We start from the raw sequence: 22,856 nt of genomic DNA, 5'->3' as shown, positions 1-22,856 counted from the left end.
CCTTTTTCTTTCAGATCAGAGTTGTCGCCGGGATGACTTCAGTCCATCCGGATCGTAACGAACCTCAACTCGCCGGTCTTCGACGCCAGCATCAAAAGCGCGTTCTTGCGCCCCTGCTCTTTCAGAGCGCCGATCCGGTCCATGACGTCCTTTGGCGTGGCGACCGATTCCTGCGCGATCTCCGTGATCACCTCGCCGGGCTGAATGCCGCGTTCGGCGGCGGCCGAGTCCTTGGTGACGTCGGTGATGACGACGCCGGAAACATCGGCGGCGATGCTGAACTTCTTGCGTGTCTCGTCGTTGAGTTCGCCGACGGTCATGCCGAGCACCGAAGCGGTCGAAACGGCCGGAGCCTTGTCACCCTTGTCCTGGTCCGTGTTGCCACCCTCTTCGCCGCTGGCGAGCTTCTCGCCATCCTCGAGCCGGCCGAGCGTCACCTTCACCGTCTGTTCGACGCCCTTGCGCACGATCAGCACATCGACCGCCTTGCCGACCGGGCTTTCGGCGACGACACGCGGCAGGTCGCGCATTTCGTGGATATCCTTGCCGTCGAACTTGAGGATGACGTCGCCCGCCTGGATGGTGCCATTGTCGACAGGACCGCCCTTGATGACGCCGGCGACCAGCGCGCCCTTGGCGGTCGCCATGCCGAGGCTCTCGGCGATGTCGTCCGTCACTGGCTGGATGCGCACGCCGAGCCAGCCGCGCCGCGTCTCGCCGAACTGGCGCAACTGGTCGACGACGCCCGAGGCGAGCTGCGAGGGAATGGAGAAGCCGATGCCGATCGAGCCGCCGGACGGTGAAATGATCGCGGTGTTGATGCCGATGACCTCGCCTGAGCTGTTGAACAGCGGACCACCGGAATTGCCGCGGTTGATCGCGGCATCGGTCTGGATGAAATCGTCGTAGGGGCCGGAATTGATGTCGCGGTTGCGAGCCGAGACGATGCCGACCGTCACCGTGCCGCCGAGGCCGAATGGATTGCCGATCGCCATCACCCAGTCGCCGACACGCATCTTGGTGGAATCGCCGAACTTCACCGCCGTCAGCTTGTGACCCTTCGGATCGACCTTGAGCACGGCAACGTCGGTCTTGGTGTCGGTGCCGACAAGCGTCGCCTTCAATGTGACGCCATCGGAGAAATTGACCTCGATGTCGTCGGCGTCGGCGATGACGTGGTTGTTGGTGACGACGATACCTTGCTCGGCGTCGATGACGAAGCCGGATCCCAGCGACTGCACTTTCTGCGCGCCATTGTCCTTGTCGCCACCACGGTTCTTGAAGAAATCGTCGAAGAAATCCTGGAAGGGCGAGCCTTCTGGCAACTGCGGCATCGGCACCGCGCCCGGACCTTCCGTGCCCTTGACCGTCTGCGAGGTCGAGATGTTGACCACCGCGCCGAGCAGGCCTTCCGCCAGATCGGCGACCGAAGCAGGCCCGTCAGCAGCAATTGTCGGCGTCACGAAGGACGGGACAGCGACGGCGCCGACAAGAAGCGCCGCGGCGCCGGCGATGAACGTCCGCCGAGCCGCGCGCAAAAGGGTATTGGATGTCATCGAGAAGCCTCCCGGTATTTCTGAAAGAGAAACGCGCTTCGACGAAAACGTCGCGTCGCGCCATGTTGGCAAAAAATACGGCACGTTTGCGGCTATGACCATCGGTCGAGGATAAATCATCCGTTATCCCGGGGATCGAAGCCGGCCGCCTTCATCCGCCTCGCACCAGCCAGACGATGCCGACCCCGATGGCGATCGCCGCCAGCCCGGCGATCCGCAACGCGCTCTCGGGCATCGACAGCACTTCGGTGGCCAACTTCCTGGCAAGGCCGGGAAAGCCGCCATAGACCAGACCTTCTATCACGAGGACGAGGCCCATGGCGGCGAAAAAATCCTGCACCGGCCGTTACTGGCCGGTGCTGGGCTGTGCCGCCGGCGCGGCAGGTGCCGTCGGCGGCGAAGCCGGCTTTGCCGGCCCCTCCTTGCCGTCGGGATCGCGGAAGAAACGGAAGAACTCCGAATTCGGCGACAGCACCATTGTCGTCCCGGTGTTGTCCAGCGCCGTGCCATAGGCATTCATCGACCGGTAGAAGTCGAAGAAGGACGGGTCGCGTTTGTAAGCGTCGGCGAAGGTGGCGCTGCGCTGGGCTTCGCCCTCGCCGCGCAGGATTTCGGATTCCTTCTGCGCTTCGGCAACGATCTCGACCACTTCACGATCGGCGCGTGCCGTGATGCGTTGTGCCGCTTCGTTGCCGCGTGCCCGCAGCCGAGCGGCTTCGGCCAAGCGTTCCGCCTTCATGCGGTCGTAGGTCTGCTGCGAAACCTCGGCCGTCAGGTCGGTGCGGCGGATGCGGACATCCTCGATCTGCAGGCCGAGCGAGGTGGCGTCGGGCCGCAGTTGATCGCGCACCTCACGCATCATCACGGCACGCTGTTCCGAGAGTGCGGCCTCGAAGTCGCGCAGACCGTAGACGCGGCGCAAGGCAGCGTCGAGACGTGTCCTCAGCCGCGCTTCGGCCAGTTCGATCTGACCGGACACGGCGGCGCGGAAGACGCGCGGATCGGAGATGCGATAGGCGATGAAGGCGTCTACCTCATAGAACTTGCCGCCCGACACCTGGACGCGGATGTTGTCGAGGTCGAAGCGCAGCACCCTGTTCTCGATCAGTTGCACCGTGTCGGCGTCGAAGAACGAGAACGGCGCCTTGAAATAGATGCCGGGCTCGCTCTTGACGTCGACGATCTCGCCGAACCTCAACACCAACGCCTGCTGGCGGGCATTGACCACGAAGACCGAGGAATAGATCAGGAACAGGATGACCGCCGCGACGACGACGAAGATGGGAAGACGGTTGGCCATCACTGGGTACCTCCCGTGTTCGCGGCAGGCGCGGCCGGTGCCGGCGGTTTCGCCTGCAATGCCGGCAGCGGCAGATAGGGAACGACACCTTGTCCGTTGCCCTGTTCGACGATGACCTTGCTCGAGTCCTTCAGAACTTTCTCCATGGTTTCCAGATAGAGGCGCTTACGAGTCACATCAGGCGCCTTGGCATATTCGTCATAGACGGAGATGAAGCGCTGGGCCTCACCTTCGGCTTCCTGCACGACCCGGTTCTTGTAGGCGGCCGCGTCCTCGCGGACCTGTGCGGCCTCGCCGCGTGCCTGGCCGAGCTTCTGGTTGGAATACTGGTTGGCCTGCTCGACGAACTTGTCCTCGTCCTGCTCGGCGCGCTGCACCTCGTCGAACGCGTCGGCCACTTCGCGCGGCGGTGCCGCGTCCTCGATCGAGACGGCGTTGACGTTGAGGCCGGCCTTGTAGCCGTCCAGCGTCGTCTGGATGATTTCGCGAACCGAAGCCGCGATGCCCTGGCGGTCATCGCGGAAGATGTCCTGCGCCGGCCGGCGGCCGACGGCTTCGCGCATGGCGCTTTCGGCAACCTGCCGCAGCATACCGTCGGGATCGGACACGTCGAACAGATAGGCCCTGGGGTCGGAGACCTGATAGGCCACCGAGAACTGGACGTTGACGATGTTCTGGTCGCCCGAAAGCATCAGGCCGTTGCCGCTGGTGTTGCCACCGCCAATGTCGACGAGCTGCTCGGAAATCTTGGCCGTCTCAACGGTCTCAAGCGGCCACCAATGGAAATGCAGGCCGGGCTGCGACAGCTCCGGCTTCGGCTTGCCGAAGCGCAGTTCAACCGCGACTTCGTCTGGTTGCACGGTATAAACCGCCTGGAACGCCCACAGCACGACAAGGGCTGCCGCGATCAACCCGAACACGGCCGGGCTGGCGCCGCCACCGCCCGGCAGAGCGCGCCGCAGCCGATCCTGGCCGCGACGGATGATATCTTCGAGATCGGGAGGCGAGCCCTGCGGACCGCTCGGTCCCTTTGGTCCCTGCCCCCAGGGTCCCTGATTGTTGCCGCCGCCGCCCCATGGGCCGCCGCCGCCGCTTTTGTCGTTCCAGGGCATGAATGTCCTTTCGCTTGGAATTCCCTCAAGCGCCGGTATTACGGCGCAAAAATCCAGTGTTGTTCTTCTATAGGGACGCCACGAGGCGCTTTCAACGCGATGCGTTACCGACTTCGTCCGATTTGGTCCGGTCGCGACCCTTTGTCTTCCTTCAATGCACGTCGCGGCGTCGCTCGTAAACCGAATAGCGCGTGGCGTGGCTGTCCTTCTCCCCGGCCGGAACCTCCTGTGAACTGACGACGCGCCAGGAATTCGGATCGATCGGCGGGAAATGCGCATCGCCGTCGACCGTGGCCAGCACGTGGGTGACATGCAGCCGGTCGGCCAGCGGCAGCGCCTGGGCGTAAATCTCGCCGCCGCCGACGACACAGACCTCGTCCACGCCAACCATGCAGCGTCCGCGCACCGTCGCGAGCTGGATCGCGGCTTCGAGCGTATGAGCGACCTCGATACCCTCGGCACGCCAGCCCTTGTCGCGGGTGACGACGATGTTCAGCCTGCCCGGCAGCGGCCGGCCAATGCCTTCATAGGTCTTGCGGCCCATGATGATGGGCTTGCCCATGGTGTCGGCCTTGAACCGCTTGAGGTCGGTGGACAAGCGCCAGGGCAGCCCGCCGTCCCGCCCTATGACGCCGTTCTCGGCGATGGCGACATAGATCGCGACATGCATCAGTTCGCGTCCCCGCCATTGTCCGACGGATCGAGGATCAGGATGTCGATGTCGTGCTCGGGATAGAAATCGTCCGCGGTCATCTCGAAGGTCGTCGGCCCGACCTTCTTGACATTGTCGCCGCAGAACGAGACCAGGGCCTTCGGATTGCCCTTGTCGACGGTCAGCCTGAACTTGCCGATGCTGCCCGCCGCCCAGTTGCCACCGGTGGTCAGGATATAGGCGATCCGGCTTTCATAATATTTGGGATAGCCGTCGGGATTGTCCTTCGCCGCCTTGCGCACCGCATTCTCGAACGTGCCGTCCATGCAGTAGCGGGTCTTGTAGGCGGCATACTGGCCCTGGAACTGGCCGTCATAGAAGAAGCTGACCGATGAAGTGCCGCCGACACTGGGCTTGTAGCGGTGGGAGACGTGAACGTCCTTGTTGGCAGGAAAGGTCGAGCGCCACCAATAGGTCGAGCGCAATTGCCAAAACGGCACATAGGTGGATTTCATGCCGCTGCCGTCATCGGCGGTGTCCTCGATGATGATGCCGCGGTTGACCCAGTCGTCTGCCACCGCCTGCGGCAGCTTCGCCAGTGCCGCCTTGGCCGCGTCGCCGAACGGGTTGAACGGCACATTCTGCGCCTTCAGATCGGCGCCGATGTCGATGCCGAGCGCGAACACCTTCTGCTCGAGCTGCGGCTTGGCCGCGACACCGTCGATCGTCACCTCGAAGCCGAGGAAATTGTCGCTCTGGTTTTCAGGGATCGCCGGCATCTCTTCGGGATCGCCCGAGATGTCGGGCATCGGGAAGGCGACGATCGCGTCGACATCCTTGTCGGTGTTGTTGTGGAAGACGTAGTCGACCGTCACCTTGTCCGGCGAAATGGTGAGATCCTCGCTTTGCATCGCCACGGCATCACTGCGCGACAGGATCAGGCCGCCGGTGCCGAGTTCCGCTATCGAATCATTGGCAAGCGCGGGTGCGGCGCACAGCGTCAACGCGGCAATCAGGACGTGTCGGAACATGGAAGCCCCCTCGGCTATAATACCGGCATGACCCTAGCGGTTTCAATGTGACGTTTCAAAGCCCTTCCACACGCGCCTCAACGCTTGCCCACATGCCGCGCTTGTCTGGACACCGACGTTCCGATCGGGCAGGAGTCCGCGCATGCGCAAGCTTCTCGTCATCGGCATCGGCGCCGGCAATCCCGACCACATGACCGTGCAGGCCATATCAGGCCTGAACCGTGCCGACGTGCTGTTCATCCCCGACAAGGGCGCGAAGAAGAACGATCTTGCCGAACTGCGCCGCCAGATCTGCGACCGCTTCGTCACCAACCCGAAATCACGCCGCGTCGAATTCGACGTGCCGGTGCGCACCGAGCCGGCGCCCTCCTACCGCTCGACGGTCGACGACTGGCACGACGCGATCGCCGCCATCTATGAGAGCCTGATCCGCGACGAGATTGGGGAGGATGGCTGCGGCGCCTTCCTGATCTGGGGCGATCCTTCGCTTTACGACAGCGCGCTGCGTATCCTCGAGCGCGTGCGCCTGCGAGGCAATGTCGCCTTCGAGCTTGAAGTGATCCCCGGCATCACCGCTGTCCAGGCGCTTGCCGCCAGCCACAAAATGGCGCTGAACCGCATCGGCGATTCCATCCTGATCACCACCGGCCGCAGGCTTGCCGAGGAGGGTTTGGCTGGAAATGCCGGCAGTACAGTCGTCATGCTGGATGGCAAATGCGCCTTCAACACGCTGGATGACAAGGATGTCGTCATCCATTGGGGCGCCTATCTCGGCACGCCTGACGAGATCATCATCTCCGGCCGCCTGGGCGATGTCGGCGCCGAGATCGCAAAGGTCCGCGAGGAAGCCCGTCGAAACAAGGGCTGGATCATGGACACCTATCTGCTGCGCAAGCCCGGCGAGCCACAGGACAGTTAGAGCCTCTACACCGGTGCGAATCGCGTTGTACCGGCTGCCAGGACCAGGAGCGATGGCAAGCAGGCTGGGCGATGTATGGCTACGGTTGAATTCTGAATCGTCAGGCGGCGCACGAACGACTTCATGGCGAACGAATCACACATTCGACGAGATAGAAAAACACCTTGAAGACCACAACAAAACCAGTAAGTTAACTAACTTTAGCGACCATTGCCGCCTTCCTGGTTGCGCAAGGTCGGATAGATATCACACATATTGACGTTAAAATCACACCATTGTATGGTTGATTGCGTGGCTTGGTACGCGCATCGCAGTTTTCGTTTGGCCGCCGTTTCACTTCATTGCCCATGAGTTCATGGGACGCTACCCGGCGAGGGTAAATTCCATGTCCAGCCTGCTTGGGATCGACAATGGCCTGACGGTGACGAAGGCAGTGATCTTCGATGCCGACGGCTCGCAACTGGCGGTGGCCAGGCGCCGGGTGCCCCAATCGATGCCGCATCCGCGCTGGGTCGAACGCGACATGCTGGGCCTCTGGCAGGCGACCGCCGAGGCAATCAGGGAAGCCATCGCTTTGAGCGACAGGCCGGCCCGCGACATCAAGGCAGTGGCGGCGACCGCGCATGGTGACGGGCTGTATCTGCTCGACAGGAACCGCCGGCCGCTCGGCCCTGGCATATTGTCGCTCGACAGCCGCGCCGGCGAGATCGTCGATGAATGGGCAAAGGATTCGGTTTTTGCCGAGGCTCTCGCCCTAACCGGACAGGTTCCGCATGCTTCGGCGCCATCGGCGATACTCGCCTGGTTGAAAAAGCATGCCCCGGAACGCTTCAGCCAGATCGGCCATATAGTCGGCTGCAAGGACTGGCTGCGCTTTTGCCTGACGGGCACCATCGGCACCGATTTGACCGAGGCGAGCACCTCATTCACCGATGTACGCACACAAGCCTACACGCCGGAGGCGATGCGCATCTTCGGGCTGGAGGAGTTGTTCGCGGCCTTGCCTCTGGTCGGGCATTCGGCCGACATCGTCGGCTACACCACGGCAGAAGCAGCCGCACTGACCGGGCTTGCGGAAGGTACGCCGGTCGCTTGTGGCCTGCATGACGTCACCGCTTCGGCGCTGGGCATCGGCGGCCACCGGGATGGCGTGGTCAGCATCGTCGCCGGCACCTACTCGATCAATGAAGTGGTCTCCACCGAGCCGCGTACCGACCCGCGCTGGTTCTGCCGCAACGCCATCGACCTCGGCCGCTGGAACAACATGTCGATCTCGCCGGCCTCGACGGCGAATTACGACTGGTTCCTCGACACGCTTTGCGGCGCCGAGCAGGAAGAAGCCAAGAAGACCGGTGGCTCGATCCACGAGATGCTGGCGGCGGAGATCGACACCGCGCTGAAGAAGCCGTCGACCTTGCTCTTCCACCCCTATCTGTTCGGTTCCCCCTACGGCAATGCCGCGAGCGCCAGCTTCGTCGGCTTGCGCGGCTGGCATGACCGCGGCGATATGCTGAAGGCGGTGCTGGAAGGCATTGCCTTCAACCACCGCACCCATGTCGAAGCCCTGCGCGACGGCTTTGCCGTTCGCGAGGTGCGGCTGACCGGCGGCGGCTCCCGCAATCCGGCCTTCGCGCAGATGTTCGCCGACGTGCTCAACGTGCCGGTCATCGTCACCTCGACCGACGAAGCGGCCGCCTACGGCGCCGCTCTGTGCGCTGGCGCGGCGGTCGGCCTGTTCGCATCGCCGCAAGAGGGCGCGCGCGCCACCTGCAGCGTGAGCCGCCAATACCGGCCGGACCCGGCGCGTAGCGCCGTCTTTGACGAGCGCTATTCCATCTATGGCCGCGTCGCCGAGCAACTCAGGCCGAAATGGACGGAAATCGAAAGCCTTGCAGGGCAAGAAATGGGGGGCGCGGCATGATCAAGGCCAATGAACGGCGCGAAGAAATCGCCGAGTACGTAATAAAACTCGGCCAGGTGCGCATCGACGATCTGGTCGAGCATTTCGGCGTGTCGCGAATGACCATCCACCGCCATATCGACCAGCTGGCGCATCAAGGCGTGCTGCGCAAGCTGCATGGCGCCGTCACAGTGCAGCCATCCGGCCTCTACGAAAGTGCCTTCCGCTACCGGGTGACGGTCGGGCGAGCGGAGAAGGACGCGCTGGCCCGTGCCGCTATGGATTATGTCGAGCCCGGCCAGGCGGTGATCCTGGACGATTCGACCACCGCGAATGCCGTTGCGCCGCTGCTGCTCGAGGTCACGCCGCTGACCGTCATCACCAACAGCGTGTCGACCGCGGCATTGCTGACCAATGTCGACGACATCGACTTCATTTGCCTCGGTGGCCAGTACCATCGCACTTACAACGCCTATATCGGCATCGTTTGCGAGAACGCGATCTCGCGTTTGCGCGCCAATCTGCTGATCTGCTCGGCATCCGCGATCAGCGGCACCACGGCCTTCATCCAGGACCAGCATGTGGTGCGGGTCAAGCAGGCGATGATGGCGGCGGCGATCAAGCGCGTGCTTCTGGTCGATCATTCCAAATTCGACAAAGTGGCCTTGCACGTGCTCGACGACCTGGTCAGTTTCGAGGCGGTCCTGGTCACCGACGGCATTAGCGACAAGCATGCGCAAAAGCTTGAGCAGGCCGGGGTACAGTTGCGCGTCGTAAAGACGGCGAGGCCATGACGCCAACCGCCGAAAGCCATCACGGTTCCGAGCCGGGCGCCGGTGTCCCCCGGGACGGCGATGTCGATGTCGTCATCCTCGGCGCCGGCATCAATGGAGCTGGTCTGTTTCGCGATCTCAGCGCGCAAGGCGTCAGCTGCTGCATCGTCGACCAAGCGGATTTCGGCTCCGGCACGAGTGCGGCCCCCTCGCGCCTGATCCATGGCGGGCTGAAGTATCTGGAGACCGGTGAGTTCGGGCTGGTGGCGCAGTCGACGCTGGAGCGCAACCTGCTCCTGAAGAACGCACCGCATTATGTCAGCCCGCTGCCGACGGTCATCCCGATCTTCTCCTGGGGCAAGGGCATGTGGGCCGCGCTGCGCACGCTCCTGGGCTCGACCAGCGCGCCGCGCAGCCGAGGCGCCATCCTCATCAAGATCGGCCTGATGATCTACGATTTCTACGGCTCGCGGCACCGGGTGATGCCGCGCCACCGCCTCGTCGGGCGACGCCAGGCACTGCGCGACATGCCGGCGCTGACCGGGTCGATCGTCGCCACCGGCACCTACTACGACGCCAAGATCAGCCATCCCGAGCGGCTGGTGCTCGAACTGATCGCAGATGGCCTCGCGGCCAACACCAGTTCCAGCGCGGCCAACTACACCGCGCTGGTCTCTGCCTCGGACGGAGTGCTGGCCTTCAGGCGGGAGAACGGTGGCCGCGAGTTCTCGCTGCGGCCGAAGCTGGTCGTCAACGCCGCCGGCCCATGGATCGATCATGTCAACGCCGCGCTCGGCGCCCCGTCCAAGATGATCGGCGGCACCAAGGGCTCGCACATCCTCCTGAAGCACGACGCGCTGGTGCAAAGCCTGGCCGGGCGCATGCTCTATTTCGAAGCCGATGACGGCCGCATCTGCCTCGTCTACGACTATCTCGGCAAGGTGCTCGTCGGCTCGACGGATCTTGCGGCCGACAACCCCGATACGGTTCGCTGCGAGCCGGGGGAAATCGACTATCTGCTGGAAAGCGTGCGCACGCTGTTGCCGGGCATGAGCTTCGAACGCGACCAGATCGTCTACGCCTATAGCGGCATCAGGCCCCTGCCCGCATCCGACGCCGCTATCCCCGGCCTGATCAGCCGCGACCATTCGGCGCCGGTGTCGGAGCCGGAGCCATCGCGCCCCTTCCCGATCATCTCGCTGATCGGCGGCAAATGGACAACGTTTCGCGGTTTCGCCGAGGAAGTCGCCGACACCGTGCTCGATCGTCTCGGTCGCGGCCGCAAGGTGACGACGCGTTCGATGCCGATCGGCGGCGGCAAGGACTTTCCGGCCGACACGAAGTCACGGTCAAGCTGGCTGGCCAAAGCCGCATCGGCGTCAGGAATGGATGAGGCCCGCCTCGACCAACTCTTGTCGCGCTATGGCACCAGCGCATCGCGGATAGCCAGCCATCAGAGCCCGTCGAGCAACGAGGATCGCTTGCCGGACTCGCATGACTACAGCCTGTCGGAGATCGACTACATCGTCCGCAACGAATTCGTCGAGCATTTGGCCGATATCGTCATGCGGCGCACGACCCTGGCCATTAGCGGCGAACTGACGACAAGCGACTTGCAGCAGATCGCCATGGTTGCAGGCCGGGCGCTCGGCTGGAACCCGCAAAGGACCGGCGAGGAGATCGATGCGGTTGTCACGCAGCTCAACGGCACCAATTTGATGGGGCTGCAATCGGAACGCCACCCGCGAACCGCGATCGATCGCGCCAAACAGGCTTGAGCACGGAACGGCCTCCTTGCCGTCTTGAAAGCAAGCGTATCACAACGTCTGTGAGATATTGGAGATTTTAAAAAAAACAAACAAAATCAATTGCGTCGCTCAATTTATATCGGCCATACGGTCACATGAATGTTACATTCTCAGCGAAGTATCACAGTCATTGACGGTAATTTCACATCGATGTATGGTCGATTGCGCTGGAGGAGCACGCTGCGGGAGGGGTCGATGCAAGCGGACCGCCCGCACAGCCGCTTATGCGGCGCTTCGCGCGGCAAAACGAAATGCCACCCCTGATCGCTGCCACTACACAGGTCGTCACAGCATGAGTTCGCAGCCAGCAACCACCACGATGAACCGGCGAGGATCACCAGGCATCCGCTGGATGGTCGTCGCGGTCGCGATCCTGGTCCTGCTCGGCGCGATGATCCTCGACACCAAGGTCGTCACCATCGGCTCGGCGGAGGACACCCGCAAGGCGGCGTTTTCCCCGGAAGCGTTCGGCAAGGCTGAATTTCCGAACGTGCAGTCCGCCGTGGAACAGCGCGCCGTCGATGCCCCGACGCTGGCGGCGGCGATCGCCAAGGACAAGGCGGCCGCGGAGAAACAATATGGCGTGCCGGCCAATGTCGGCACCGAATTCTCGGTCAAGTTCACCGGCATCGTCGGCGAGGGAAAGTCCGGCATCTACACCATCAAGGTCGCTGACGTCCCCGATGCGCTGGTCGTTCGCGTTCAGACCGGCCCGGCAATCAACGGCACCGAACTGCGCGACGCCACCGGCGCGATCACGTTCGGTCAGTTCACCAACCAGATCGAATACCAGAACGCTGGATCCGCCCTGAACAACGAGATGAAGAAGCAGGTGCTGTCGGCCGTCGACAACACCCAGCTTACCGGAAAGACCATCTCGGTGGTCGGCGTCTTCAAGCTGATCAATCCCAAAGGCTGGCTGGTCACGCCGGTGAAGCTGAGCGTCCAATGAATGCGGCGCCTGAATTCGAGCCGGCAGCCAACGACACCGTGCTCGCGGCCCGCCACATCGTAAAGACCTATGGCGGCACGCATGCCCTCAAGGGCGTCAATTTCGACATCCATCGCGGCAAGGTCACCACGCTGTTCGGCGAGAACGGCGCCGGCAAGTCGACATTGATGAAGATTCTGTCCGGCGTGACCACGCCGACATCGGGAAGCATCGAGCTCGACGGCCAGGCCGTCAGCTTCTCCTCCGCGTCCGACGCCCGCGACCGCGGCATCTCGATCATCCATCAGGAGCTCAGCCTCGCCCCCAATCTGAGCGTGCGCGACAACATCTTCATGGGCCGGGAACTACGCGGCGCGACCGGCGTCGATTTCGCCGAGGAGGCCCGCCAGACGCGGCTGCTGATGGCCGATCTCGAGGAAGACATCCATCCGCTGACGCTGGTCCAGGACCTGCGCCTGGGGCAGCAGCAGATCGTCGAGATCGCCCGCGCGCTCTCGGTGGATTCACGCATCCTGATCATGGATGAGCCGACTTCGGCTCTGAGCGCGACCGAGGTGGAGGTGCTGTTCAGGGTGATCCGCGACCTGACGGCCCGCGGCGTCTCGATCGTCTACATCTCGCACCACCTCGAGGAGGCGCTGCAGATCACCGATTATGCCGTGGTGCTCAGGGACGGAGCGATCACCGCGACGGCCAGCGCCAGGCACATCAACCTCGAATGGATCGTCCGCAACATGGTCGGCGAGAACTTCGACCTCGGTTCGCCGCCCACCGGACACGCCTTCGGCGAGGTCGCCTTGTCGATCGAGGACGTCAGCGTCGCCGATGCCTCGAGTTCGGAACGGTCAGTCGTCGACAGGCTTTCGCTCGATGTGCGTAGCGGCGAGATCGTCTGCATCTACGGGCTGATGGGCGCCGGGCGCACCGAATTGCTGGAATGCATCGCAGGGCGCCTGCAGCCGTCGGGCGGACGCATTTTGCTCGGCGGCAATGACATTTCTCGCCTCAGCATCGCCGAGCGCATCGCCAGAGGGCTCGTCCTGGTGCCCGAGGACCGCCAGCGCGACGGCCTGGTTCAGACGATGTCGGTGGGCGCCAACCTGTCGCTCGCCAGCATCGGCTCCTTCGTCAGGGGAATGCTGTTGTCGCGATCGCAGGAGCGGACGCTGGTCGAGGCCTCGATCCGCGACGTGCACGTCAAGACGGCGGGCGGCAGCGCCCCCATCGGATCGCTGTCCGGCGGCAACCAGCAGAAGGTCGTCATCGGAAAGATGCTGATCACCAATCCCAAGGTCATGCTGCTCGACGAGCCGAGCCGCGGCATCGACATCGGCGCCAAGGCGGAGGTGTTCCGCCTGCTCAGCGAACGGGCGGCACGTGGGCTCGCCGTCGTCTTCTCGACCTCGGAAGTCGCCGAGTGCCTGAGCATCGCGCACCGCATCATCGTCATGCATCGCGGCAGGATTTCGGCCGAGTTCGGTGCCGATGCCACGAAGGAGGAGATCATGGCCGCTTCCGGCGAGGCCGTGGTCTCCGACCATGAGGAACACAGGAGCCACCAAAGTGACCGACGCTAGCCCCGATCGCAGCCGCTCCCGTCCGAGGGTTTCGGCCGATGGCTTCAGCCTGGCCAAGCTTTTGCTGGAGGGCCGCGCGTTCTTCGCGCTGATCGTGATCATCATCGTCTTCTCGCTTCTGTCTCCCTATTACTTCTCGGTCGGCAATTTCCTGACCATGGCCTCGCATGTCGCCATCTTCGGCATCCTGGCGGTCGGCATGCTGTTGGTCATCCTCAATGGCGGCATCGACCTGTCGGTCGGCTCGACGCTCGGCTTCTCCGGCGTGATCGCCGGTTTCTTGATGCAGGGCGTGCAGTTGACCACGTTCGGCGTCATCCTCTACCCGCCAGTGTGGGTCGTCGCGGTGCTGGTCTGCGTGCTCGGCGCGCTGGTCGGCCTGGTCAACGGCGTGCTCATCGCCTGGCTGAAGGTGCCTGCCTTCGTCGCCACGCTCGGCATGCTCTACGTCGTGCGCGGCGCCGCACTGCTGATGACCAACGGCCTGACCTACAACGATCTCGGCGGCAAGCCGGAGCTCGGCAATACCGGCTTTGAATGGCTGGGCTTCAACCGCCTGCTCGACATCCCGATCGGCGTATTGGTTATGGCCGTCATCGCCATCATCGGCAGCATCATCCTCAACCGCACCGCCTTCGGCCGCTGGCTCTACGCCTCCGGCGGCAACGAGCGCGCTGCCGAACTCTCCGGTGTGCCGGTGAAGCAGGTGCAGGTCTCTGTCTACATGCTCTCCGGCATCTGTGCCGCGGTGGCCGGCCTCATCCTATCCTCCGAGCTGACCTCGGCGGGTCCGACCGCCGGCACCTCATACGAGCTTACCGCCATTGCCGCCGTCGTCATCGGCGGCGCCGCCCTGACCGGTGGCCGGGGCAATATCCGCGGCACGCTGGTCGGAGCTTTCGTTATCGGCTTCCTGTCCGATGGTCTGGTGATCATCGGCGTCTCTGCCTATTGGCAAACAGTGTTCACCGGCGCGGTCATCGTGTTGGCGGTGCTGCTCAACGCCATCCAGTATCGCCGCCGCGTCAAGCTTCCGAGCCCGGCCGGCGGCTCCCCGACTTCTCCACAAAAGGACAAGGCCACAACGGCCGATCCCGCTCTCGAGAAGACTGCCGGTTGACCGGCGCAATTGCTAAACAAAGGAGGAACTCTATGTATCGCAGTGCCAGAATTCTGATGCTCTCGGCCTTCGCCCTGGCCGCACCGATCGTCGCGGCAACCGCGGCGTCGGCCGAAGGCCTTATCTCGATCATCGTCATCGATCCGGCCAATCCCTACTGGCTGACCGAAGGCAATGTCGCCAAGGCCGAAGCCGAGAAGCTCGGCTACACCGCGACCGTCGGCGCCTCGAAGGCCGACACCAACACCGAGAGCAAGCTGATCGATACGGCGATCACCAACAAATCCGTGGCCATTATCCTTGATCCGGCCGATGCCAGTGGCTCGATCGGCGCGGTGAAGAAGGCGATCGCCGCCAACATCCCAGTCTTCCTCGTCAACGCCGAGATCAACCAGGAGGGCCTCGCCAAGGCGCAGCTTGTCTCGAACAACGCCCAGGGCGCCGCACTCGGTGGCCAGCAATGGGTGACGGCCATCGGCGAGAAGGGCAACTATGTTGAACTGTTGGGCGCTCCGTCCGACAACAACGCCGCGACACGGTCAAACGGCTACGAGACCGTCATCAGCCAGTATCCAGACCTCAAGAAGGTCGGCTCGGAAGTCGCCAACTGGGACCGCACCCAGGGCCACGACAAGATGCAGAGCCTGCTGCAAGCCCATCCCGACATCATCGGCGTGACCAGCGGCAATGACGAAATGGCGCTCGGCGCGATCGCGGCGCTGAAAGAAGCCGGAAAACTGGCGAGCATCAAGGTCGGCGGCTTCGACGGCTCTCCGGACGCTGTCGCCGCCATCAAGGCCGGCGACCTGCAATACACCGTGCTGCAGCCGGTAGCCGTCTACTCGGCCAAGGCCGTGCAGCAGGCCGATTCCTTCATCAAGACCGGCAAGACCGGTGCCGCGACCGAAAAGCAGCTGTTCGACTGCCTGCTCATCACCAAGGACAATGTCGACAAATACACCGCTCCGTTCACCCTTTCGGAGTGATGCTGATGAGGGGCGACCTTCGGGTCGTCCCTCACCTATTCCCGCTGGGTAACTCAGCCCGCATCGATTTCCGCCTGCAGAGCCTCCATATGCGTCGCCGCTGCCGAGGCCGCCGCGCGCTCGATGGCCCTGAAACGGCTGACCACCGCCAGTCCGACCGCCGTTAGTTGCGCGCCGCCGCCCTTGCGGCCGCCGGTCCGCGCCGCGACCAGCGGCTTGCCGAACACCCGGTTCATGTCCTCGACCAGGTCCCAGGCGTGCTTGTAGGACATCTCCATGCCGCGCGCCGCGGCCGAGATCGAGCCGAAGGCCGCGATCTGCTCCAGCAGCTCGATCTTGCCCGGTCCGATGCGCCCGTCGGGATCGAGATTTATCCGCAAGCTCAGCGACGGCATTCTTGCTCCTCCGCGGTCACGCCCGACCCCATACTAGAAGCTCCTCGGCAATACCGCTATTCCAAAAAAACATAGCGATGATCATCCATCCGCCTCGGCGGGCAGGCCGGCGCCGGTATTCGCCCGGTCGAAGCTCACCGTCTTGATCACGGCGAAGACATGCCCCCCGAGTCGCAGCTTCAGCGCATGCTGCGATTGTTCGGTGATGCGGGCGAGCACGATTGCACCGTGGCAGTCGATGCTAACGTCGACCGCCGGCCCCTCGCCTGGGCTGATCGCAACAATGGTGCCGGGCAGGATGTTGAGCGCGCTGAGGCCCGCCGGTTGTTCGGTGGCGATCATCACGTCGCGGGCGCGGATGCGGATGCGGACCGGCGCTCCCGCCGGCGCCCCCAGCCGCGGCACCCGGATCTCACCGGCGGCCGAGCCGAGCACGGTCATGCCGAAAGTCTCGTCGTGACGCAGCACCCTGGTGTCCAGCACGGCGCCGCCCTCGCCGCGCTCCTCCGCCGGCAACAGGTCGAGCCTTTGCATCACCGCCTCGGTCGGTCCGCTGGCGATGACATTGCCTTGCGCCAGCATCACCACGTCGCTCGCCAGCCGCGCCACCTCGGCGACCGAATGGCTCACATACACGATCGGGATCTTTGTCTCGTCGCGCAGCCGCTCGATATAGGGCAGGATCTCGGCCTTGCGCGCCTCGTCCAGCGAGGCCAGTGGCTCGTCCATCAGCAGAAGCCGAGGACTGGCAAGCAGCGCCCGGCCGATGGCCACGCGCTGTCTCTCGCCGCCCGACAGCTTTGCCGGTCGCCTGTCCAGCAGCGGGCCGATGCCGAGCAGTTCGACCACGGCGTCCATGTCCGCGTAGCGCTCCGCCGCCGGCGTGAACCAGCGACCGTAACGCAGATTGCCGGCCACGCTCATATGCGGAAACAGGCGCGCATCCTGGAACACCATGCCGATGCGGCGCTTGTGCTTCGGCACGAAAATGCCCGCGCCGGTGTCGACCAGCACGCGGCCATCGGCCTCGATGCGGCCCTTGCCGGGCCGGATCAGCCCGGCGATCATGTTGATCAGCGTCGTCTTGCCCGATCCCGAGGGCCCGAACAGCGCTGTCAGGCGCCCTGCGCTCTCGAAGCGAACGTCGAGGCTGAAGTCGCCGAGGCGATGGCTGATGTCGACGAGGACCGTCATTCTATGTCCATTCGCCGGCCGACACGCCGCGCCAGCACTTCCGAGGCGACCAGTGCGGCCATCGAGATGACAATGGAGACCAGCGTCAGCCGCAGCGCGCCTTCATCACCGCCCGGCACCTGCGTGAAGGTGTAGATCGCCGACGGCAAAGTCTGCGTCTCGTTGGGGATGTTGGAAACGAAGGTGATCGTCGCCCCGAACTCGCCCATCGCCTTGGCGAAGGACAGGATGGCGCCGGCGATCAGGCCAGGCAGGATCAGCGGCAGCGTGATGGTGGCGAATACCCACAGCGGGTTGGCGCCGAGCGTTCCGGCCGCAGCCTCCATCCTGCGGTCCACCGCCTCGATCGACAGCCGGATCGCCCGCACCATCAGGGGAAAACCCATGACGCCGCAAGCGAGAGCGGCACCTGTCCAGCGAAACGAGAAGACGATGCCGAAATGCTCGGCCAGGAAGGCGCCGGCCGGGCCACGTTTGCCGAAGGTGAGCAGCAAGAGATAACCGGTCACCACCGGCGGCAGAATCAGCGGCAGATGCACCAGCCCATTGAGCAGCGTCTTGCCCCAGAATTTTGCCCGGGCAAGCAGCAGCGCAATCATTATGCCTGGCGGCAGGCTGGCGAGCATCGCCACCGTTGCCACCTTGATGGACAGCCGGACCGCATTCCATTCGTCGGGAGTGAGGTCCAGCAGCCAGTTCATATTGCGAAATCAGGCCCTTTTCGAACTCAGTTGCTTGGCGTGAGCACAGTGAAACCCTGATCCTTGAACAGCGCACCGGCCTTGGCCGACTGCAGGCATTTCAGGAAGGCCAGCGTATCCTTTTCCTTCGAATCGGCGGTCTGGGCAACCGGATAGATGATCGGCGGATGCGAATCCTCCGGAAAAGTACCGACCACCTTGACGCCCTTTTCGGCATGCGCGTCGGTGGCGTAGACGATGCCGAGGGCCGCTTCGCCTGTCGAAACCAGCTTCAGTGCCGCGCGCACATTCTCGGCCTGCGCCACCTTGCCCTCGACCGAGGACCAGACGCCGAGCGATTCCAGCGCGGCCTTGCCGTATTTGCCGGCCGGCACCGCCTTGAAGTCACCCATGGCGAGCTTGCCGTCGCCGATCAGCTTGGCCAGATCGAAGCCCTTCTCGATCTTGGTTTCAACTGTCGAGTCCTTCGGCGCCACCAGCACGATCTCGTTGCCGAGCAGCTTCACCTCGGTGTCCGGCTTGGTCAGCTTCTTGTCGGAGAGATATTTCATCCAGTCGAGGTCGGCCGAAATGAAGACGTCGGCCGGCGCCCCGCCCTCGATCTGCTTGGCCAGCGCCGAACTCGCGGCGTAGGAAACGGTCGCGGCCTCGCCGACATCGGCCTTGCATGCCTTGTTCACCGCATCGAGCGCATCCTTGAGGCTGGCCGCGGCGAACACGACCACCTTGTCTTGCGCATGCGCGGCCGGCATCGCGACCATCAGCGTCGCCGCAAGACCACCGATCGCAATCGCCCTCAATCCGAAACCTTTGCGCATCAGCATGAAATTCTCCCTGGGTTTGAAATCCGATCGGCTCGAAGCCTGCCGACCGATATATCCGTATGAACATAACAAGGGAAGGCTTTTTGCCCGGCAACTGCATTGTATGGGGATGCCGTCACGGCGTACGATGGACCGGGTTGGATACAGCGAAAGCAAAAGGAAACGTCCAGTGAAGATCAGCGCCCGCAATGTCCTGAAAGGCACCATCGTCGAGATCGTCAAGGGAGCCACCACCTCGCATGTCAGGATCGACATCGGTGGCGCTGTTGTCACCGCCTCGATCACCAACGAGGCCGTCGCCGACCTCAAGCTCGAAAAGGGCAAGCCGGCCTATGCCGTGGTCAAGGCCTCGGACGTGATGGTGGGCATCGATTGATCGGTGGCCGATTTCGAGGAATGAGCCAGCCCTGCGGGCTCAGACGGCGATCGGCGCCTTGATCGATGCGTCGGCGACGTAGTTTTCCAGCCGGAAGTCCTCGAAGCGGAAGGCGAACAAGTCCTTCACCTGAGGATTGATCCACATCGTCGGCAGCGCCCTCGGCGTGCGTTGCAGCTGTTCGCGCGCCTGTTCGAAATGGTTCGAGTAGAGATGTGCGTCGCCAAGCGTATGGACAAAATCGCCGGGCTTCAGTCCAGTCACTTGCGCCACCATCAGTGTCAGCAAAGCGTAGGAGGCAATGTTGAATGGCACGCCGAGGAAGATATCGGCCGAACGCTGGTAGAGCTGGCACGAAAGCCGGCCCTCGGAGACGTAGAACTGGAACAGGCAGTGGCACGGCGGCAGCGCCATGGCTTCCACCTCGGCCGGGTTCCATGCCGAAACGATAAGCCGCCGCGATTGAGGATTCCGGCGTATCTCCTTGAGAAGATTTGCGATCTGATCGATCGAGCCGCCATGGCCATCGGGCCAGGAGCGCCACTGCTTGCCATAGACCGGACCGAGATCGCCATTCTCGTCCGCCCATTCGTCCCAGATCGAAACGCCATGGTCGGTGAGATATTTGATGTTGGTGTCGCCGGCCAGGAACCACAGAAGTTCATGGATGATCGACTTGAGATGCAGCTTCTTGGTGGTGGTGACCGGAAAGCCGCGCCCAAGGTCGAAACGCATCTGGTAGCCGAACACCGAGCGCGTGCCGGTCCCGGTGCGGTCGCCGCGATCGGCGCCGTTTTCCAGCACATGCTGCAAGAGGTCGAGATATTGGCGCATCGGTTTCGGGCTCGATTCGGGATTTACCAATCATAGCGCATGTGCGCGCCGACGCCACGCTTGTCTGAAGTCATTCCCACCATGGCGGGGAGTGGAGACCTTTTCCGAATTCGCTCTGGCTAGTCGAATGGTGTGGTTTTCGATAACCGGAGCGGAGCGCACTTAAAGGACGCGACCACAGGAAGCGCGGAAAACCGCGCCAGTCGGCCGCCAGAGTAGAATTATCAGAGGTCTCAGAGGGAGCCGAGCTTACCCAGATCCTTGGCAACCAGATAGTAGAAAGTCACCCGGTTCTTGGTGTTGTCGGCGGCCATCACCTTGCAGACCTTCTCGATCGCCGCATCGGCCTTCTTGTCGTCTGATATGCCGAGCTTCTTCGATACCCAGCCTGCCTTGACGCGCTCGAGTTCCTTAGGGTCAGTGCAGGACACCAGCGAGGAATCGCGGTTCCTGAGCGCAATGCCCAGATGCTTCACGATCTTGTCGACCACGTCGGCGCTTGCCGCGGCGTCGTATTTCTTCACGTCTGCAAGATAGTCGGCCATCAAAATTCCCCTCGTCGGCGCCACGAATCCGATCGATGAGGGCTGTGGCGCGCTGCTGCAACTTGTGCGCTAGGTCATAACTCCTCACCGCCCACAAAGCTTCGGTTGAGACCGCGCACGAGTCAACCCTTCGGAGCTGCGGTTTTGACACCGGGAGAAAGTACCATTGCGGCCTTTCATTTCTTGCGATGCCCCCCTATATTCGGTTTGTCGGCTTGACCGACTATGGCGATAAATGGGCGATGAAATAAGCCGTTCGGACCCGGGGGCGGTACCCGGCGCCTCCACCAAAAGCCGCTGTTCACGACAGAGCGGTTTTTGCTGGGGGCGAAATAGGATCGACGAAGGTGTAAAGATCGTACTTTTGCCCGGCATGGTACCACCGTCATCGGGCTAAACCTGTAGTTGCAAATGACAACTATGCGGAAGCACGTCTCGCCGCGTAAGCGGTGCGATAGCTTCAATTCAAGCCCTAGAGGTTCGCACTTCTAGGCGGGGTTCGGAGGTACCTGGCAACAGAAACCTCCACTTCTCCCCATCCACAATATCCGTCAAGCAACGGCAGCTCCCGCTGGCCAGACCTTTGCATCCCCGTGGGCAGCGAAGGCGTTGCGCCGCGTGCCTCCCGCGGCGTGCCGGACACGCTTGGCTATCTCAGGCTGAGCGGCTTGCCGGCGCCCCAGCATGTCAGCTCCGCCGCTAAGCGTTTCCGCTACAACCCTCGCGTCTTCGTCGCCCACCCCTGGCCTGACATCTTCGCGCAGGATGAGGAGCGCAGACAGACACTCGACGAGGCCGAGCGCACCTACCTTGCGCTGGCCGACGTCTACACCGAGCTGGGATATGAACTGGTCCCGCTGCCATTGGCGCCGGTCGAGGCACGGTTGCGCTTCGTGCTGGCCCAGGCAGGACCGGCCCAGGCATGAAAAAGGCCGGGCATGCCCGGCCTTTTGGTATCCGAGGGGCGATTGCCTACTCCGCCGGCGCCTCGACGGCTTCGCGCGAACGGCCGAGCGTGACCTTGGCCAGCGTGAACGAGATCACCGCGCAGAGCGTGATGCCTGCCACCATCGGCAGCGGCGTGCCATCGAAGAAGAGGCCGGCAACGCCCATGGCGACCGCGCCAATGGCAAAGTGCAGCGTGCCCATCAGCGCCGAAGCCGTACCGGCGATCTCGCCATGCTCTTCCATCGCCAGCACCGAGGTCGTCGGAATGACCAGACCGAGGAAGCCGTAGCCGATGAACAGCAGTGCCGCCATCACATCGAGCCGGTCAACGCCGGTCGCCATCACCGCGAACAGCACCACCATCGTCGTCGCGTAGCCGGTCACCGCGACGCGCACCACACGCCGCAGCCCGAACCGCTCGGCCAGCAGTCCCGTCAGCTGCGACATGCCGATGAAGGCCACCGCGTTGATCGAGAAGAACACGCTGTAGACCGAAGGCGACAGCCCGTAATGGTCGATCAGGATGAAGGACGAGCTCGACAGGTAGACGAAGAAGCTGGCAATGCCGAAACCGGCGATCGCCACCAGGCCGAGGAAGTTGCGGTCGCCCATCAGCAAGCGGTAGCCGGACAGCGCGGTGCCGAAGGAGGAACCGACACGGTCCTCGACGGGCCGCGTCTCCTTGAGCGAGGTCGCCAGAAGGATGGTGGCCAGTGCCGCCGCACCCGTCACCGTCCAGAACACGGCGCGCCAGCCGAAATTCTCGATGATCTGGCTTCCGGTCAGCGGCGCCAGGATCGGCGACACCGAAAACACCAGCATCAAGAGCGACATCAGCTTGGCGGCCTCGGTGCCGGTGTGCAGATCACGCACGATCGCGCGCGGAACGGCCATGCCGGCGCTGGCGCCAAGGCCTTGCAGGAAGCGGAAAGCGATCAGCCATTCGATGGTCGGCGCCATTGCCGAACCGATGCCGCCAGCCATGAACAGCGCAAGACCGCCATAGAGCGGCAGCTTGCGGCCGACCATGTCGGAGATCGGCCCGACGACGATCTGGCCGAAGCCCATCGACAGGAAGAAGATCAACAGGCTCATCTGCACGGCAGCGGTGCCGGCGTGCAGATCCGCGCCGATCGACGGCAATGCCGGAAGATACATGTCGATTGCGAATGGGCCGATGGCAGACAACAGGCCGAGCACGACCGCAATGCGGAGGAATTTGGGACTCATGATAAAGGCTTCTTTCGAATCTGGTTGCCGCCGCCAGGCGACGTCTAACCCTAGGACGTTCCATCCCACGAGAATCCGACTCTCCAGGAGCGAATTCTATTCGTCTCTCCGGGCCGAAATCTC

The 22,856-nt window shown here is 63.3% G+C and carries 23 protein-coding genes and 1 other RNA gene; 11 read left to right on the top strand and 13 right to left on the bottom strand.

The window, feature by feature from the left end:
* Positions 1 to 38: 38 nt before the first annotated feature.
* The 6 genes from BLS48_RS19070 to BLS48_RS19045 form a co-directional block, all read right to left on the bottom strand.
* On the bottom strand, positions 39 to 1,556 hold the full coding sequence (locus BLS48_RS19070; protein ID WP_091580521.1) for a DegQ family serine endoprotease: 1,518 nt from the start codon (positions 1,554 to 1,556) through the stop codon (positions 39 to 41).
* Positions 1,557 to 1,707: 151 nt separating this feature from the next.
* Positions 1,708 to 1,896 carry a DUF2065 domain-containing protein gene (locus BLS48_RS19065; protein WP_091580519.1) on the bottom strand — a complete coding sequence of 63 codons (189 nt, stop codon included), beginning with the start codon at positions 1,894 to 1,896 and terminating at the stop codon, positions 1,708 to 1,710.
* Positions 1,897 to 1,902: 6 nt separating this feature from the next.
* Positions 1,903 to 2,856, bottom strand: a complete 954-nt coding sequence (gene hflC, locus BLS48_RS19060; protein ID WP_091580516.1) for a protease modulator HflC — start codon at positions 2,854 to 2,856, stop codon at positions 1,903 to 1,905.
* Positions 2,856 to 3,968 carry an FtsH protease activity modulator HflK gene (gene hflK / locus BLS48_RS19055; protein ID WP_091580513.1) on the bottom strand — a complete coding sequence of 371 codons (1,113 nt, stop codon included), beginning with the start codon at positions 3,966 to 3,968 and terminating at the stop codon, positions 2,856 to 2,858. Before hflK ends, hflC begins: the two co-directional genes overlap by 1 nt.
* A 151-nt stretch (positions 3,969 to 4,119) precedes the next feature.
* Positions 4,120 to 4,638 (bottom strand): dihydrofolate reductase, encoded by a 519-nt coding sequence (locus tag BLS48_RS19050; protein WP_091580510.1) that lies wholly within the window; start codon positions 4,636 to 4,638, stop codon positions 4,120 to 4,122.
* Positions 4,638 to 5,651 (bottom strand): DUF4424 domain-containing protein, encoded by a 1,014-nt coding sequence (locus BLS48_RS19045; RefSeq protein WP_091580507.1) that lies wholly within the window; start codon positions 5,649 to 5,651, stop codon positions 4,638 to 4,640. Before BLS48_RS19045 ends, BLS48_RS19050 begins: the two co-directional genes overlap by 1 nt.
* 142 nt (positions 5,652 to 5,793) lie before the next feature.
* On the opposite strand from BLS48_RS19045, the gene cobF reads away from it, so the two are divergent.
* From cobF to BLS48_RS19005, 8 genes are all read left to right on the top strand, one after another.
* The gene (cobF, locus tag BLS48_RS19040; protein WP_091580505.1) at positions 5,794 to 6,570 is read left to right on the top strand and encodes a precorrin-6A synthase (deacetylating); all 777 of its coding nucleotides are present in this window, start codon (positions 5,794 to 5,796) and stop codon (positions 6,568 to 6,570) included.
* Positions 6,571 to 6,955: 385 nt separating this feature from the next.
* Positions 6,956 to 8,491, top strand: a complete 1,536-nt coding sequence (locus BLS48_RS19035) for an FGGY-family carbohydrate kinase (protein ID WP_091580502.1) — start codon at positions 6,956 to 6,958, stop codon at positions 8,489 to 8,491.
* On the top strand, positions 8,488 to 9,264 hold the full coding sequence (locus BLS48_RS19030; RefSeq protein ID WP_091580500.1) for a DeoR/GlpR family DNA-binding transcription regulator: 777 nt from the start codon (positions 8,488 to 8,490) through the stop codon (positions 9,262 to 9,264). Before BLS48_RS19035 ends, BLS48_RS19030 begins: the two co-directional genes overlap by 4 nt.
* Positions 9,261 to 11,021, top strand: coding sequence for a glycerol-3-phosphate dehydrogenase/oxidase (locus BLS48_RS19025; RefSeq protein ID WP_091580497.1), 1,761 nt, complete (start codon positions 9,261 to 9,263; stop codon positions 11,019 to 11,021). Before BLS48_RS19030 ends, BLS48_RS19025 begins: the two co-directional genes overlap by 4 nt.
* A gap of 322 nt (positions 11,022 to 11,343) precedes the next feature.
* Positions 11,344 to 12,003: a DUF2291 family protein gene (locus BLS48_RS19020; protein ID WP_091580494.1), complete on the top strand. Its 660-nt coding sequence runs from the start codon at positions 11,344 to 11,346 to the stop codon at positions 12,001 to 12,003.
* Positions 12,000 to 13,580, top strand: a complete 1,581-nt coding sequence (locus tag BLS48_RS19015; protein WP_091580491.1) for a sugar ABC transporter ATP-binding protein — start codon at positions 12,000 to 12,002, stop codon at positions 13,578 to 13,580. Before BLS48_RS19020 ends, BLS48_RS19015 begins: the two co-directional genes overlap by 4 nt.
* Positions 13,543 to 14,700, top strand: coding sequence for an ABC transporter permease (locus tag BLS48_RS19010; RefSeq protein ID WP_167365145.1), 1,158 nt, complete (start codon positions 13,543 to 13,545; stop codon positions 14,698 to 14,700). Before BLS48_RS19015 ends, BLS48_RS19010 begins: the two co-directional genes overlap by 38 nt.
* A 32-nt stretch (positions 14,701 to 14,732) precedes the next feature.
* Positions 14,733 to 15,686: a D-ribose ABC transporter substrate-binding protein gene (locus BLS48_RS19005; protein WP_091580486.1), complete on the top strand. Its 954-nt coding sequence runs from the start codon at positions 14,733 to 14,735 to the stop codon at positions 15,684 to 15,686.
* A 53-nt stretch (positions 15,687 to 15,739) separates the two neighbouring features.
* Here the strand turns inward: BLS48_RS19005 and BLS48_RS19000 are convergent, their stop codons facing one another.
* From BLS48_RS19000 to modA, 4 genes are all read right to left on the bottom strand, one after another.
* Positions 15,740 to 16,081 (bottom strand): winged helix-turn-helix domain-containing protein, encoded by a 342-nt coding sequence (locus BLS48_RS19000; protein ID WP_091580484.1) that lies wholly within the window; start codon positions 16,079 to 16,081, stop codon positions 15,740 to 15,742.
* Positions 16,082 to 16,162: 81 nt separating this feature from the next.
* On the bottom strand, positions 16,163 to 17,275 hold the full coding sequence (modC, locus tag BLS48_RS18995; protein WP_091580482.1) for a molybdenum ABC transporter ATP-binding protein: 1,113 nt from the start codon (positions 17,273 to 17,275) through the stop codon (positions 16,163 to 16,165).
* On the bottom strand, positions 17,272 to 17,976 hold the full coding sequence (gene modB, locus BLS48_RS18990; protein WP_091580480.1) for a molybdate ABC transporter permease subunit: 705 nt from the start codon (positions 17,974 to 17,976) through the stop codon (positions 17,272 to 17,274). The genes modC and modB overlap by 4 nt, the downstream gene beginning before the upstream one ends.
* Before the next feature lie 26 nt (positions 17,977 to 18,002).
* Positions 18,003 to 18,800 carry a molybdate ABC transporter substrate-binding protein gene (gene modA, locus BLS48_RS18985; RefSeq protein ID WP_244529700.1) on the bottom strand — a complete coding sequence of 266 codons (798 nt, stop codon included), beginning with the start codon at positions 18,798 to 18,800 and terminating at the stop codon, positions 18,003 to 18,005.
* A 169-nt stretch (positions 18,801 to 18,969) separates the two neighbouring features.
* On the opposite strand from modA, the gene BLS48_RS18980 reads away from it, so the two are divergent.
* Positions 18,970 to 19,176: a TOBE domain-containing protein gene (locus BLS48_RS18980; protein WP_091580610.1), complete on the top strand. Its 207-nt coding sequence runs from the start codon at positions 18,970 to 18,972 to the stop codon at positions 19,174 to 19,176.
* 39 nt (positions 19,177 to 19,215) lie between these two features.
* Here the strand turns inward: BLS48_RS18980 and BLS48_RS18975 are convergent, their stop codons facing one another.
* Together BLS48_RS18975 and BLS48_RS18970 are read right to left on the bottom strand one after the other, a co-directional pair.
* On the bottom strand, positions 19,216 to 20,010 hold the full coding sequence (locus tag BLS48_RS18975; protein ID WP_091580477.1) for a thymidylate synthase: 795 nt from the start codon (positions 20,008 to 20,010) through the stop codon (positions 19,216 to 19,218).
* A 233-nt stretch (positions 20,011 to 20,243) separates the two neighbouring features.
* The gene (locus tag BLS48_RS18970) at positions 20,244 to 20,555 is read right to left on the bottom strand and encodes a DUF2853 family protein (protein WP_091580474.1); all 312 of its coding nucleotides are present in this window, start codon (positions 20,553 to 20,555) and stop codon (positions 20,244 to 20,246) included.
* Positions 20,556 to 20,725: 170 nt separating this feature from the next.
* Here BLS48_RS18970 and ssrA point away from each other — a divergent pair.
* Both ssrA and BLS48_RS18960 read left to right on the top strand, forming a co-directional pair.
* Positions 20,726 to 21,085, top strand: a transfer-messenger RNA (tmRNA) gene (ssrA, locus tag BLS48_RS18965).
* A gap of 102 nt (positions 21,086 to 21,187) precedes the next feature.
* Complete coding sequence (locus tag BLS48_RS18960) at positions 21,188 to 21,481, top strand: AAA family ATPase (protein ID WP_244529698.1); 294 nt, start codon at positions 21,188 to 21,190, stop codon at positions 21,479 to 21,481.
* Between the two features lie 46 nt (positions 21,482 to 21,527).
* Here the strand turns inward: BLS48_RS18960 and BLS48_RS18955 are convergent, their stop codons facing one another.
* Positions 21,528 to 22,733: a multidrug effflux MFS transporter gene (locus BLS48_RS18955; protein ID WP_091580472.1), complete on the bottom strand. Its 1,206-nt coding sequence runs from the start codon at positions 22,731 to 22,733 to the stop codon at positions 21,528 to 21,530.
* Positions 22,734 to 22,856 lie beyond the last annotated feature (123 nt).

The organism is Mesorhizobium qingshengii, from assembly GCF_900103325.1.
GTDB classification, from domain to species: domain Bacteria; phylum Pseudomonadota; class Alphaproteobacteria; order Rhizobiales; family Rhizobiaceae; genus Mesorhizobium; species Mesorhizobium qingshengii.
This window is presented reverse-complemented; position numbering and strand designations above follow the sequence as displayed.